Source organism: Micromonospora palomenae (assembly GCF_007829925.1).
Taxonomy (GTDB): Bacteria; Actinomycetota; Actinomycetes; order Mycobacteriales; family Micromonosporaceae; genus Micromonospora; species Micromonospora purpureochromogenes.
In genome coordinates this window covers 869,101-882,609 of record NZ_VIXA01000001.1, presented here as the reverse complement: position 1 = coordinate 882,609, position 13,509 = coordinate 869,101, and the positions used below count along the sequence as shown (strand labels likewise).

Annotated in this window: 14 protein-coding genes; 4 read left to right on the top strand and 10 right to left on the bottom strand. The window is 69.9% G+C overall.

Annotated features, from left to right (window positions below; all coding sequences use genetic code 11):
- Positions 1–24 precede the first annotated feature (24 nt).
- The 3 genes from FHX75_RS03905 to FHX75_RS03895 form a co-directional block, all read right to left on the bottom strand.
- On the bottom strand, positions 25–1,959 hold the full coding sequence (locus FHX75_RS03905) for a beta-propeller domain-containing protein (RefSeq protein WP_246157594.1): 1,935 nt from the start codon (positions 1,957–1,959) through the stop codon (positions 25–27).
- Positions 1,960–2,141: 182 nt separating this feature from the next.
- Entirely contained in the window at positions 2,142–2,492 is a 351-nt protein-coding gene (locus FHX75_RS03900; protein ID WP_246157592.1) for a hypothetical protein, read from the bottom strand.
- A gap of 95 nt (positions 2,493–2,587) precedes the next feature.
- Positions 2,588–3,037, bottom strand: a complete 450-nt coding sequence (locus FHX75_RS03895) for a VOC family protein (protein WP_154936695.1) — start codon at positions 3,035–3,037, stop codon at positions 2,588–2,590.
- A gap of 109 nt (positions 3,038–3,146) precedes the next feature.
- On the opposite strand from FHX75_RS03895, the gene FHX75_RS03890 reads away from it, so the two are divergent.
- Complete coding sequence (locus tag FHX75_RS03890) at positions 3,147–3,581, top strand: TIGR03668 family PPOX class F420-dependent oxidoreductase (RefSeq protein WP_154936694.1); 435 nt, start codon at positions 3,147–3,149, stop codon at positions 3,579–3,581.
- A gap of 17 nt (positions 3,582–3,598) precedes the next feature.
- Here FHX75_RS03890 and FHX75_RS03885 read toward each other — a convergent pair whose 3' ends face one another.
- The 4 genes from FHX75_RS03885 to aceE form a co-directional block, all read right to left on the bottom strand.
- Entirely contained in the window at positions 3,599–4,510 is a 912-nt protein-coding gene (locus FHX75_RS03885; RefSeq protein WP_154936693.1) for a TIGR03619 family F420-dependent LLM class oxidoreductase, read from the bottom strand.
- A gap of 40 nt (positions 4,511–4,550) precedes the next feature.
- Positions 4,551–4,943: a DUF2267 domain-containing protein gene (locus FHX75_RS03880; RefSeq protein ID WP_154936692.1), complete on the bottom strand. Its 393-nt coding sequence runs from the start codon at positions 4,941–4,943 to the stop codon at positions 4,551–4,553.
- Between the two features lie 75 nt (positions 4,944–5,018).
- Entirely contained in the window at positions 5,019–5,441 is a 423-nt protein-coding gene (locus FHX75_RS03875; RefSeq protein ID WP_154936691.1) for a DUF2267 domain-containing protein, read from the bottom strand.
- Between the two features lie 237 nt (positions 5,442–5,678).
- Complete coding sequence (gene aceE, locus FHX75_RS03870) at positions 5,679–8,363, bottom strand: pyruvate dehydrogenase (acetyl-transferring), homodimeric type (RefSeq protein WP_154936690.1); 2,685 nt, start codon at positions 8,361–8,363, stop codon at positions 5,679–5,681.
- Positions 8,364–8,938: 575 nt separating this feature from the next.
- Here aceE and FHX75_RS03865 point away from each other — a divergent pair.
- A complete protein-coding gene (locus tag FHX75_RS03865) occupies positions 8,939–9,805 on the top strand; it encodes an RNA polymerase sigma-70 factor (protein WP_154936689.1) in 867 nt (288 codons plus the stop codon).
- A 206-nt stretch (positions 9,806–10,011) separates the two neighbouring features.
- Here FHX75_RS03865 and FHX75_RS03860 read toward each other — a convergent pair whose 3' ends face one another.
- Positions 10,012–10,263 (bottom strand): hypothetical protein, encoded by a 252-nt coding sequence (locus tag FHX75_RS03860; RefSeq protein ID WP_154936688.1) that lies wholly within the window; start codon positions 10,261–10,263, stop codon positions 10,012–10,014.
- Positions 10,260–10,529: a DivIVA domain-containing protein gene (locus FHX75_RS03855; protein ID WP_154936687.1), complete on the bottom strand. Its 270-nt coding sequence runs from the start codon at positions 10,527–10,529 to the stop codon at positions 10,260–10,262. The genes FHX75_RS03860 and FHX75_RS03855 overlap by 4 nt, the downstream gene beginning before the upstream one ends.
- 264 nt (positions 10,530–10,793) lie before the next feature.
- Here FHX75_RS03855 and FHX75_RS03850 point away from each other — a divergent pair, with 264 nt between their 5' ends.
- Together FHX75_RS03850 and FHX75_RS03845 are read left to right on the top strand one after the other, a co-directional pair.
- A complete protein-coding gene (locus FHX75_RS03850; RefSeq protein ID WP_154936686.1) occupies positions 10,794–11,684 on the top strand; it encodes a helix-turn-helix domain-containing protein in 891 nt (296 codons plus the stop codon).
- On the top strand, positions 11,677–11,913 hold the full coding sequence (locus FHX75_RS03845; RefSeq protein ID WP_154936685.1) for a DUF397 domain-containing protein: 237 nt from the start codon (positions 11,677–11,679) through the stop codon (positions 11,911–11,913). Before FHX75_RS03850 ends, FHX75_RS03845 begins: the two co-directional genes overlap by 8 nt.
- Before the next feature lie 79 nt (positions 11,914–11,992).
- Here the strand turns inward: FHX75_RS03845 and FHX75_RS03840 are convergent, their stop codons facing one another.
- Positions 11,993–13,489, bottom strand: a complete 1,497-nt coding sequence (locus FHX75_RS03840) for an SNIPE associated domain-containing protein (protein ID WP_246157590.1) — start codon at positions 13,487–13,489, stop codon at positions 11,993–11,995.
- Positions 13,490–13,509 lie beyond the last annotated feature (20 nt).

Sequence of the window (13,509 nt, the reverse complement as noted above, 5' to 3'; positions counted from 1 at the left end):
GCGGGAAAGGACCCGCCGTGCCGGTCACGCCGTACGCAGCCAGCCGAGGGTCTTCATGGTGGTGAGGCTGGTCGCCTTGAGGCCGGCGTCGGAAACGGTCCAGAGGACTCCGTCGACGACCAGTGAGCGGCGGATCGGCGCCAGATCCTCGGGACGCCCCGTGCCCGGCGTGTGGTCGACCGTGCCGGCCTCGGTGAACCCGCCGTCGCCGACTCGCAGCGCCAGCGCCACGTTGCTCGGCAGGCCCGTGCCGTGGACGGTCAGTGGGACCACGACCAGGCGTTCGGCCGGCCAGTAGAGGAACGCGTGCGGGTCGAACTCCGCCTCGGAGTGCCCCTGCTTGACGTGATACTGGGCGATCCGGGTCGGCTTGGCCGGATCGGAGACGTCGAAGAGCGAGAGCTGGGTGCCCTGGACCCGGCCCTGGTCGGACGCCTCCTGCCCGACCCCGAGCAGCCGTCCTTCGCCGGCCGGGTGCAGGTATGCCGAATACCCGTTGATCTTCAGTTCGCCGCTCACCTTCGGCGCTCCCGGATCACGCAGATCGACGGTGTAGAGCGGGTCGGTCTGCCGGAAGGTGACGACGTACCCGGTGCCGCCGACGAACCGTACCGCGTAGATCCGCTCCCCCTTGCCCAGTCCGGTGACCTTGCCGACCTGGGTCAGCGCCGTGCCGTCGACGCGCAGGACGTACACGCTCGACGTCGAGTTCGGCTTGTCGCCCCAGGTACGGCCCCTGGTGGTGGCCACTCGCAGGTGCCCGTCCCACTCGGACATGGCGTACTGGTTGACGAGCCAGCCCGGTACGGACGCGGTGGCGACGTACCGCGGGGCACCCGCGCCCGAGGTGTCGAACTGGTAGATCTCGGTGGTCTCGTCCTTGGGATCGGGTGCGATGTTCCGCGCGGTCAGCATCGGCAGCACCCGCCAGCGCTGGTCGTTGGCGACGTACAGCCGGGGTCCGTTGCTGTAGACGGTGTCGCCGTCGGCGACCACGGTGACCGGGTCGCCGGCGCCGAGCGTGGCCGCACCGAGGTCGAAGCTGAGCACGGTCACCAGCGACGTGCCGGAGTAGGCGGCCGGCCGGCTCACCCGTTCGCAGCCGATGCGTCCCGCGCTGGTTCGCCCGCCGGAGGTGACCTCGTACCGGGGCAGCCAGTCGTCGGCGGTGGCGTTGTCGATGATCTCGCGGTTCGCGGTGGTGCGCTGCCCGTCGGTGGCCCGTTCCCGGTACGGGAAGTTCAGCCGGGGCGCGGAGCGGACCACGACCCGGACCCTCGTGCCCACCTGGCGGGCGTCCACCAGGTTGCCGTCGATCCGGTATTCGCCGATGATCTTCGGCTCGTCGGACAGGTCGACCATGATCAGCCGGGGGCCGACGATGCCGTCGGGCACCGGGGCGCCTGCGACGCGCCCGCCTCCCTCGGGGACGGCCGGTTTCGCCATCCCGGCCCACCCGTCGCGGCGCAGCACCAGCGCCCGGTCACCCTGCAGCAGCAGGGCGTCCTCGGCCCCGCCGTACCCATCGGCACCCGGTGCCAGTTCCAGCTCTCCGGTCAGCCGGCGGGTGGCCGGGTCGACCACGTACAGCTTGCCGCGGCTCACCGTGACGATCCGCTTGCCGTCGGTCTTGACCAGGTCCGGTTCATCGGCCCCGGCCTCGTGCGTGTTGGTGCCCGAGTAGCCCCCGGCCGCCGCGTCGGCCGACCCCGCCGCGGCGGGCGCCGCAGCCTTCTCGGCGCGGCCGAAGGTACGGATGTCCCCGTTCGGCCCGAACCCCCAGGGCCCGACGTACGCCCTGGCCGCCGTCTTCAGCTGCCGCAGCGCCTCCGGGCAGGAGTCGAACGCGACGAGCTGGAACCCGCCGGCCGGCACTCCCCGGTCCCGTGGCGGCACGGGTACCGGCTCCGCCGTACAGCCGGTGACCAGCGCCAGGCCGGCGACCAGGGCCAGTCCCATGACGCGAGCGGGAGTCATGACTCGGGGGACGCCGGTGGCGGCCGTTGGCTGGGGGGCGCTGCTACCCGTCATGCCCCCTACGACGTGGCTGCCCCGGGCTGGGTTCCCGGCCGCTGGTTCATCAGCTCGGTAGAGGTACGGATCTCGCCGTAGGACACGCCGGTCGACGCAGATCGGCGGGTTCAGCGGGGTCGACTCAGCCGCTGCCAGGCGCGGCGCAGGTCCGCCTGCACAGGGTGGTGAGCCGCTTCCTCGACCACTCCGGCCGGCGGGTCCTCGCCCGGCTCGTGCATCTCGGCACCGGGTACCGACAGCACGACCCCCCGCTCGTACAGGGCGGCGATCTGCTCCCGGTGGGCGAAGCGGTGGGACTGGTCCGATCCCGGCGGTGCCACGATGATGCCGTGGAAGATGTCCTTCGGTTCGTCGGTCAGCACGTGCTCGACCACGCCGACGGGTGCCGAGTCGACGTCGTAGACCCGGGTGCCGACGGGGAGCGCGAGATACGAGACCTTCGCGCCGAGATCCTCCACGACGTTCACCGTACCCGCCGCCTGATCACCACGGGCCCGATCACGATGGCTGGTCCGGCCGTGACCGGGGCTGCCGGCGGCGCCGATCGACAGGCTCAGGCGGAGGTGGCGCGACCCATCTCGGCGAGGATCCCGGTGCCCTGACCGAGCTCGATCAGATAGCCGTCCGGGTCGCGCAGGTAGCACCGGATCTCGACGCCATGATCCTTGGGCTCGGTCAGGAACTCCCCACCCCGTGACCGCCACTGCTCGTAGACCGCTCGGACGTCGGTGACCCGGATGTTCATCGCGCTGCTGAGCGTCCGCGAATCCGGCGGCGCCTTCGCCTGCACATCCGGCTTGTCGTCGGTCGGACCACCTTCGTTGTTGATCACGATGTAGCTGTTGTGGAACCGCAGGATCGCCGGCTGGCGTTCCCGCACCACGGTCGCGCCCAGCACCCGCTGGTAGAACTCCCGAGAACGGTCCACGTCCCGCACGATCAGCAGGTGCGTGAGCACCAGCCCGCCCTCAGGCTGGAAGTAGTCGGGCGCCTCGCTCGCCATCACGCCTCCCCCGGGTCCGCTCGGCAGGGCCTACCCGCGTGCGGCGCCGGCACACCCACCGGCCACAACGAGTCACCCAGGACGGGTGTCGGCTGTTACGGTCGGGCCTGTGCCCGCCGACGAGATCCGGCACCGGGTCCGGTCGGCCAGGGTGGCCCGGCTGACCACCGTCCGACCGGACGGGCGTCCCCACCTGGTGCCCGTGTGCTTCGTCCTGCTCGACGATGTCGTCTACCACGCGGTGGACGAGAAGCCCAAGCGCCACCGGCGGCTACGCCGGCTGGAGAACATCCGGGCGACCGGGCATGCCTGCCTGCTGGTCGACGAGTACGACGAGGACTGGTCGCGGCTGTGGTGGGTCCGGCTGGACGGGCACGGCCGGCTGGTGGAGGACCGCGCGGAGGAGGCCGCGGCCCGCGCGGCGCTGGCCGACAAGTACCCGCAGTACGTCCAGCGACCACCAGCCGGGCCGGTGATCGCGGTAGCGGTGACCGGCTGGTCGGCGTGGTCCGCGGCGGACGCGGCAGCCGACCCGGCCGGGTGAGCGCCGGTCGGCGGGTGTCAGCGGCTCGGAGCCAGGGCGTCGAGCACCTCGTCGGCCCGGCACAGCGACGCCTGCGCGTCGGCGCGGGGTGAGCCGATCTCCGGATCGAAGTTGAGGTCGACGAAAACTTCCGTGATGCCGGCTTCGGCAAGCCTGCCGAGATCCGACCGGATCTGCTCCAGCGTGCCGGTGAGCGGCTCGCGCTCGGGCGGGCCCGCCGGCCGTACGCGGACCGCGCCGCGGCAGACGAATCGCAGTGAGCGGGGATCGCGGCCGGCCTCCGCAGCGGCGGCCTTGACGGTCGCGACCGCCTCGCCGATGCCCGTCAGGTCCGCCTGGCTGCCACTGACCCAGCCGTCGGCGAGCCGGCCGGCCCGGCGCAACGCGGCGGGCGCCTGGCCGCCGAGCAGAATCGGCGGGTGTGGCCGCTGCACGGGCTTCGGTTCCAGACGCGTCGGCGGGACCTGGTAGAACTCGCCGCGATGCGCGGCGACGTCGTCCTGCCAGAGGGCGCGGAGGACGGCGAGGAACTCCTCGGCCCGACGGCCCCGCCGATGCTTGCTCACCCCCGTCGCCTGATACTCCTCGTCCGCCCAGCCGAGGCCGAGTCCCACGTCGAGCCGTCCGCCGGCGAGGATGTCGAGAGTCGCGGTCTGCTTGGCCAGCAGCACCGGAGAGATGAACGGCATGTTGAGCACCGCGACGCCGAGCCGTACCCGCGTGGTGTGGGCCGCCAGGAACGCCAGCGTGGTCAGCGGGTCCTGGACGCTGTGGTAGGTCTCGCTCCAGCCGAGGTCGGCGGGGACCAGGAGCCGCTGGAACGTCCAGAGCGAGTGGTATCCGAGCTGCTCGGCGCGGCGGGCGACGTGGACCATGTTCTCCGGGGTGGCCCACGAGCCGGAGACGGGCGGGGCGAATCCAACCTCCACCCGCGCACCGTACCCGGATCGGGTCAGAACGTGGCTCGGTTCAGCCCCCGATGCCGCGGTCCAACGGATGAAGCAGCCGCCGGATGTCCTTCGGCAGCTCGGATTCCAGGCCCTTGAGGTCTTCGGCGCTCACCGCCTCGCGCAGGGTCGTCAGCACGGCGCGGGCAACCTCAGCGCTCCGGTCGCCATCCGTTCCCGCGCGGACCCCTACCTCATTGAGGAACTCCACGAGGTCGAGCTGTTCGGCGAAGTCCACTTCCTTGCGCAGGTACCCTCGCAACTCCTCGGGGAGCTGCGTCGCCAGGTGCCGCGCCTCGCCGCCACTGACCCGTTCCGCCAAGGTCGTCAGCGTGGCTCCGACGACGTTCGTCGCCTCCGCCGCCGGCATGTCGGCCCGCTTCCCGACCGCTTCGAGAAATTCGGCGTAGTTCACACGTGCTCCCTTCCGAACCAGTCGGGGGGGCGTCGCGGCGTCCGCGAGTTGTTCTCCCTCGCGCAACTGTGCGTGCTACGAGCCGTAAACGTGCCTGCCACCGGCACCCACCGGTTCGATCACCTGCCGGAACTCCTTCGGAAGCTGGGCCACCGCGTTCTCGAACTCGTCACGGGAAACAGCCTCACGGAGCGTGGTGAGCACCGCGCTGACCCCGGCACCGGCGATCGCACGGTCGATGGCCGGGCGGTCGGCCACCCGCCGCACGAACTCTCCGAGCCCGAACGACTTGGCATGTTCCCCTCTACCGCTGAGCGGTGGCGGTTTGCGCAGGTGATCGTCAAGCCCTTCGGGAAGCTGATAGGCAAGGTCCTCAGCCTGGCCGGCGCTGATCCGATCTGCCAATGTCTCCAACGTCGCGCGGGTGAGCGTCGCCGCCTGATCGGTCGACACCTTTGCCCGCGTGGCCACCGCGTTGATGAAATCCTCGTATTCCACCTGATGCTCCTCTCCGGCTCGAGCGCCGTCGAACCGCCAGTTACGAGCCCCTGACCTCAATACGCCGATCGCACACTTCACCTCTCGGGTGCCGAGCGAGCTGGCACCTCGACAGCCTGCTGGGACGGCGGGTGACCCTGCCTCATCCCCATCGGGCGAATCACGGCAGCGGCCGGTGCCCGACGGCACCGGCCGCTGCACCCCAGTCGCCACAGAACCGACAAGGCAGGAGTGCCTTCAGGCGATCCCGTAGCGCTTGCGGGCCTCCTGAACGGTCTCGGGCTTGACCTCGCCGCGCCGGGCCAGGGCTGCCAGCGCCGCGACCACGACCGACTGCGCGTCGACCCCGAAGTGGCGACGGACGGCCGCACGGGTGTCGGAAAGGCCGAAGCCGTCCGTGCCGATCGAGTGCCAGTCCTGCGGCACCCACTGGCTGATCTGGTCCGGAACCGCGCGCATCCAGTCGCTGACGGCGAGCACCGGGCCGGGAGCGTCGTTCAGCACCCGGGTCACGTACGGGATCCGGTCCTCACCCTCGAGCCGCGCCGCGTCACAGTCCAGAGCGTCGCGGCGCAGCTCGCTCCAGGAGGTGGCCGACCACACGTCGGCCGCCACACCCCAGTCGACGGCGAGGAGCCGCTGGGCCTCCAGGGCCCAGTGGATCGCGGTGCCGGAGGCGAGCAGCTGCAGGCGCGGGGCATCCGCCGCCAACTCCGTGGCATCGGCTTCCCGGTACCGGTAGAGGCCCTTGCGGATGCCCTCCTCGATGTCCGCGCCGGACGGCATGGGCGGCTGGACCTTCGCCTCGTTGTAGACCGTGAGGTAGTAGAAGACGTCCTCGGCGTCCGGGCCGTACATCCGGCGCAGCCCGTCGCGGACGATCACGGCGACCTCGTACGCGAAGGCCGGGTCGTAGGCGATCGCCGCCGGGTTGGTGGATGCGATCAGGTGGGAGTGGCCGTCCGCGTGTTGCAGGCCCTCGCCGGTCATCGTCGTACGGCCGGCGGTGGCACCGATGAGGAAGCCACGGCCGAGCTGGTCGGCGAGCGCCCACATCTGGTCGGCCGTCCGCTGCCAGCCGAACATCGAGTAGAAGATGTAGAAGGGGATCATCGGCTCGCCGTGCGTGGCGTACGACGTTGCGGCGGCCGTGAAGTCGGCCATCGAACCGGCCTCGGTGATGCCCTCGTTGAGGATCTGGCCGTTCGTGGCCTCCTTGTAGTACAGGAGCGTGTCGCGGTCGACCGGGTCGTAGGTCTGGCCGTGCGGCGAGTAGATCCCGGCGGTGGGAAAGAGCGACTCCATGCCGAAGGTACGCGCCTCGTCCGGAACGATCGGCACCCAACGCCTGCCGGTCTCCGGGTCCCGCATCAGGTCCTTGACCAGGCGGACGAAGGCCATGGTCGTCGCGATCTCCTGACTACCGGACCCCTTGGCCAACGCTTCGAAGGGCTTGGCGGACGGCGCGGGCAGCACCACCGGGTGGACACGGCGAGCCGGGGCGGGCCCGCCCAGCGCGGCCCTGCGCTCGTGGAGGTAACGGACCTCCGGCGAATCGGCGCCGGGGTGGGCGTACGGCACCACCTCACCGGTGAGCTTGCTGTCGGGGATGGGAAGTTCGAGGAGGTCGCGCAGCGCGCGGAACTCGTCGCCGGTCAGCTTCTTCATCTGGTGGTTGGCGTTGCGCGACTCGAAGGCGGGGCCGAGCGTGTGGCCCTTGACCGTCTGGGCGAGGATCACGGTCGGCGCGCCCCGGTGCGCGACGGCGGCCCGATAGGCGGCGTACACCTTGCGGGGTTCGTGGCCCGCCCGCGAGGCGTGGAAGCACTCGGCGATCTTCGCGTCGGTCAGCACCTTCGCCATCTCGACGAGCGCCGGGTCGGCGCCGAAGAAGTGCTCGCGGATGTAGCCGACATCCCGGGCCGCGTACGTCTGGAACTGCCCGTCGGGGACCTCGCGCAGCCGGCGGACGAGCGCGCCCGTGGTGTCGAGCGCAAACAGGTCGTCCCAGGCCGAGCCCCACAGCGACTTGACGACGTTCCAGCCTGCCGCGCGGAACCGCGCCTCCAACTCCTGGACGATCTTGAAGTTGGAGCGCACCGGCCCGTCGAGCCGCTGCAGGTTGCAGTTGACCACGAAGGTGAGATTGTCGAGGCCTTCGCGACCGGCAAGAGCGAGCGCGGCGGTCGACTCGGGCTCGTCCATCTCGCCGTCGCCGAGGAACGCCCACACCCGCGAGGCTGAGGTGTCCTTGATGCCACGGTGCTGCAGGTAGCGGTTGAACCGCGCCTGGTAGATCGCCGACAGCGGGCCCAGGCCCATCGACACGGTGGGGAACTCCCACAGCCACGGCAGCCGGCGCGGGTGCGGGTAGGAGGGCAGGCCATCGCCGCCCGCCTCCTGCCGGAACCGATCGAGCTGGCCCTCGGTGAGCCGACCGTCGAGGAAGGCGCGGGCGTAGATGCCGGGGGCGGCATGGCCCTGGAGGTAGAGCTGGTCGCCGGAGCCGTCGGCCTCCTTACCCCGGAAGAAGTGCTGGAAGCCGGTCTCGTAGAGCCAGGCGGCGGAGGCGTAGGTGGCGATGTGACCGCCCAGGCCGTAGCGGCTGCCGCGGGTCACCATCGCGGCGGCGTTCCAGCGGTTCCACGCGGTGATGCGCCGTTCCATCTCCTCGTCACCGGGGAACTCCGGCTCGGCGGCGGTGGGGATGGTGTTGAGGTATTCGGTCTCGAGCAGCTTCGGCAGCGCAAGGCCGACGCCCTCAGCGTGTTCGAGAGTGCGGCGCAGGAGGTACGAGGCGCGCTGCGGCCCGGCCGCGGCGGTGACGGCGTCGAGAGAGGCCGCCCACTCGGCGGTCTCCTCGGGGTCGCGGTCCGGGATCTGATCGAGTGCGCTTGGGTTGTTTCGCCCGATGTCAGTCATGGTGGCCGCCTTTCGACGGTTCCGGACCTCTCGTCCGCAGGGCGGGAGGTCGACACGGTGAGACAGGAAAGCTGCCTGCCGGGGATGCGCCGGCCGCAGCTACCAGCGAAGTGGCTGGGAAGCAGCAAGGCCCGCAGCCGCCCACCTCCTGGGCGTCGCGGTACCGGGCCAGGAATGCGGTCAGTGCCGGCAGCATCTCCTCGGAGGCCCGCTAGGCGAGTCAGGCGCCCGCGAGACGGCGAACCGGCTGAACGATGAACTCACGACACCCTCCGTTTCACCACACCTCGAGGAATCGGCACGGAACCGATGCTTCGTCCCGCGCCTTCCGGTTTCGTCGACGAGCCGCCTCGCCGATTCACCACCAAGGACCAGGTGAGGCAGGGATTCGTGACAACCGACCCGCGACCGGCCGCCCGCGCTGACACGGTCAGCGATTCGAATCACGGAACGGGTATGCCGGCACCAGACGCGGCAACCGGCAAGCTGAAATCAGGTGGACGAAGACCTCGGCAACAGCGACAGGCGGCCACCAACGGGAGGAAAGAGACGGCATGTCCCACCGCGGGGTCCCGATGGATGCCGTGCGGACCTTCGACGCGGTCCGGCCCCGACTGTTCGGCATCGCCTACCGGATGCTGGGCAGCGTTCACGACGCCGAGGACATCGTCCAGGACACGTGGCTACGGTGGCAGCGCGCGGACCGCAGCGTAGTACGGGACCCCACAGCGTTCCTCGTCACCGCGACGACCAGACTCGCCCTGAACGCGGCGACATCGGCACGCGCCCGGCGAGAGACCTACGTCGGCCCATGGCTGCCCGAGCCGGTCCAGACGTCGGTCGACCCGGCAACCCGAGCCGAGCAGGGCGAAGCTCTCGGACTTGCGTTGCTCCTCCTGCTGCAACGACTGACTCCGCACGAGCGCGCCGTGTACGTGCTACACGAGGCCTTCAACTACCCCTTCCGGCAGATCGCCGAGGTCCTCGACATCACCGAGGCGAACGCGCGACAGCTCGGGCGCCGGGCGCGCACGCACCTCGCCGAAGAACGGCACGCGCCGGTCGCCCCCGCCGAGCACGGCCGGCTGCTCCACGCCTTCCTCGCCGCCGCACGCTCCGGTGATCTCGGTCAGCTGGAAAAACTGCTCGCGAACGACGTCGTCTCCTACGCCGACGGCGGCGGCATGGTCAGCGCGGCGCGGGTACCGGTCACCGGCCGGGCCGACGTCGCCCGCTACATCGCCGGCCTCATGAGAAAGTTCGGCACGGTCGTCTCGCTGGACTTCGTCGAGTCCAACGGGCAGGAAGCCGTCCTCGTCCGCCGGGCAGGATCCGTCGTCGCACTGTGCGCGATCGATGCCTCTCCCGAGGGGATCACCCGAGTGCTGATCACCCTCAACCCGACCAAACTCGCGCGGTTTGGTCCACGGGAAATCCGCTGATCGGGCGGCGATCCCAGGCAGGTTGATCGGGCGACCCGCCTGGGGCCAAGCCTGACGCGACAGCGGCACCAGCCAGTAGGCAGGCCATCAACTTCCCGAGCCCACCCGACACGCTCCCCCTCACCCACCGGCCGCCGCCCGCGCGGCGCGGAACCCCTCATGCGTCCACGACTCCGCCCGCGCCCGCTCGGCTGAGCCGCCCTTGCTCAGCGGCGCAAGCGGCGGAAGCAGGCGCCGTCGTGGTCGGCGCGGAGCAGGCAGCGCCGACCGCCGGGCATCAGCAGGTCGCAGAAGACCCGATGACGTACGTTCTGGTGGTCCTCGGCGGAGACGGTGGTCTCCCCCGGGTCGGTCTGCGGCAGCACCAGCAGCCACCGGCCGATCACCCGGGCCAGGCGCTGCGCGGCGGGCAGGTCGGCGGCGGCCACCGGCAGGTGGATGACGTACCGCTGGGTCATGCCTCGGATCCCCGATCGGCGCCGTCGCTCTGCTGGCGACGCAGCGCCTCCGTGGCGGAGGCGGCTTCCCGCCGGCTGGCGGCCAGGGCCGCGTAGACGGCGGCCATGTCCGTGGCGACCCGGTCGAGGAAGGCGTACACGTGGTCGGGCTCGAGGCCGCGGCGTCCGAGGCCGACCAGCTTGAAGCGGCGCTCGCGCACCTGCCACGGCAGCAGCGGGGTGTACGGCAACGCGCCGTAGCTCGACCGTTGATTGCGGACGCTCATCTGCTGCCTGCCTCTCGTGTCGGATGGAAGGGGTGGGGCCACTCGTCCTCCCCGCACGCGCGGACCCACCCCGCCCTGCCACCGCAGCTTGCGATCAGCGGTACGGCACCAGGGCCTTGTAGTCATGGTGTGACAGTGCGCAGTGGAGACGCAACGTTCCACAGCAGGATTCTTGGCTCAGGCATTGACTTCTTTTACTGCAACCGATATGAGTTACGTGGTGGCGTTACGCAGTGTTGCGGGATGGAATCAGGGAGTGTTCGGGTGACAGAGGATGTCGGATCGACCGTGCCGCGTCGGCAGCTCGGTCGACTGCTGCGCCAGTTCCGCACTGAGGCCGGGGTGACCCTGGACGCCGCCGCCGAAGCGCTTGAGTACAGCCGGCAGAAGATCTGGCGGATCGAGAGCGGGCTGGGGCCGGTGCGGGTGCTCGACGTCAAGGCGATGTGCGAGCTGTACCACGTGTCGGCGGAGATGACGGAGGCGATGCGGGGGCTGGCGGCGGAGACGAAGTCGAAGGGGTGGTGGCACGCGTACGGAGACGCGGTGCCGAGCTGGTTCGAGCTGTACGTCGGCCTGGAAGCCGCCGCCGCTTCCCTTCGGCAGTATCAGGAGACCGTTATCCCGGGCCTGCTGCAGACCCGGGACTACATCCGTGCGCTTGCGCGGGTCGATCAGCCGACCGCAACCGACGAGGAACGCGAGCACGCCGTCCAGGTGCGGCTACAGCGGCAGAACCTGCTCACGCGACGGTTGCCGCAGCCACCTCGCTTGGATGCGGTCATTTCCGAAGCAGTGCTGCGGCGTCGAGTCGGCGGACAGGCCGTCATGGTCGGTCAGCTCACCGGCCTTCTCGAAGCCTCGGAGCGGCCCAACGTCTCGGTGCGAGTGGTGCCGCTCGCGGCCGGGCCCCACATCGGTGCCGTAGCCGGCTCCTTCGTGATCCTGGACTTCCCTGCAACCAAAGGCGGCCGAGCTGCACCCGAGCCCTCTATCGTCTACAGCGAATCGTTGACCGGGGCGCTCTACCTCGACAAGCCTGGGGAGCTACAAGCGTATGGGGCGGCGTTTGCGAGCGCGGCTCGGCTAGCGCAAGCTGAGGCAGAATCGAGGGACACGATTAAGAGGATCATCGGGGAGATTCGACATGACTGACCTCAGCGGCGCCGTATGGCGCAAGAGCACCAAGAGCGGCGGCAACGGTGGTGAGTGCGTCGAGGTCGCCGACAACCTTCCCGGCATCGTCGCGGTCCGCGACTCGAAGGACCCGACCGGTCCCGCCTTGACCTTCACACCGGTCGCGTGGTCCGCGTTCATCACACCGCTCGCAGCCGCCAGCTGCGGCCGGAAGGGACCTCGACTGACGGGCCAGCGACACCCCTGACTGCCGAACCACCGTCAGATCGGCGGGGAGTTCCCGCTGTCTTCCGCCGTGCGGCGACAGCATGCTGCGGCCTTCAGACTCACTCCTGCGCTTGCTTGAGGCTTTGCCGGTATTCCAAAGCCTCAGCGACCTCCTCGTAGTGGAGCAGATTGCCGGTCAGCTCGACCAAGTGCTCCTTCGCCTCCTGAGGGGTCACGTAGAAGAACTCACGCCGCTGGTTGACGAGGTTCACCCTCCGATCCGCGAGTCTGGCGTGCATCTTGGCCTCGATGCTGACCGCGTCCTCCGAAAAGTGGAGTGCGTGGACATCGAAGTTGAAGGGCACGGAGGCGTCGCTGAGTTCGCGCACCCGGTCCAGCGGCTCAAGGCGGCGGGTCATACCGACCTTGACCATCTTCTCGCCGAAGGCGCCAAGGTTGGAGATGACATACACGTAGCCCGCACGTACGTTCGCAGCGCGGTAGTCAACGTCCTCCATGGCGACGTCAATCTGAGCCAGCCGCTCCTGCATCTGCGCCGCACCGTCCACGTCCCCCTTCGCCTGTAGGGTGGCCAGGGCGTTGGCGTAGTGTTGGCGCTCCTTGTCCAGCCGAGCGCGCTCGCGCTCGATCTCCTGCTGGACGCGACGCTCCTCACGCAGTCGCGCCTTCTCCTCACGCTCGCGCTCCTTCTCCTCCGCGACCCTCTGTTGGTAGTCAGCCGTGAGTTCCAACTCGTGAACGCGTAGCCGGTGGTAGTCCTCCGAGATGCGGATGTGCATCGTCTTGCCGAGTTTGGCGATGGTTCCCGCCACCTTGCTGAGGCGATCGACGGCGGAGGCGAGCTTGTACGGCTTCAGGCCACGCACGAGTGTGTCCGCTTCCGCGTTGTACGCCCGCAGCATCAGCTTCGAGAAGTCCCGCACCATGGCGCGCCCTTCGGCCAGGGATCCGTTCACCTGCCACTCGGACGTCGCCAGCACGGCACCCCCGTCTTTCTTGACCATCTCCTTGATCTGGGCCTGCACGCGGGCAAGCCGGGCCTGGTACGCGACCGCATCGGATAGCGGATGCCGGTACTGGTAGACGGCCGCCTCTTGAAGCAGCACCGTCTCCTCGGTCACGACGACCTGCTGATGGAGCTGTCCGAGGCGTCTTTCCAGATCCGACTGCTGCGCATGCCCCGCGGCCGTGCGGTCGGCGATATCGCGGGTCAGCTGGTCACGGTACTGCTCGAGTTCGACCGCCGACAGCACCCCGAGGCGAGCCATGTCCGCCCGGAGTCGCTCCAACTCCACCCGCAACTGTTCCGCCTCGGCCGCCAACTCGCGCGCCTTGCCACGAGCACCGAACAGCGGGATGTCCGCGTTGCTAGCTGGTGATGACGGAGGGGGTAGCGGTGCCTGCAGAGTAGGAACCGGCGGAACGGGCACAGCTACCGGCTGCGGTACCGGCACCGCCGGCGGAACGTCGGCAATCCAGAGCTGCCACCCAGGAGGCGGCGGACCCCACGCCGGGTCAGGATGCCAGCCCGAGGGCGGCACCCAACCGACGGGAGGAGTTGGCCAGTTCGGCGGCGCGTTGAAGCGGTATCCCACAGCATCTCCCCCATGTGTCA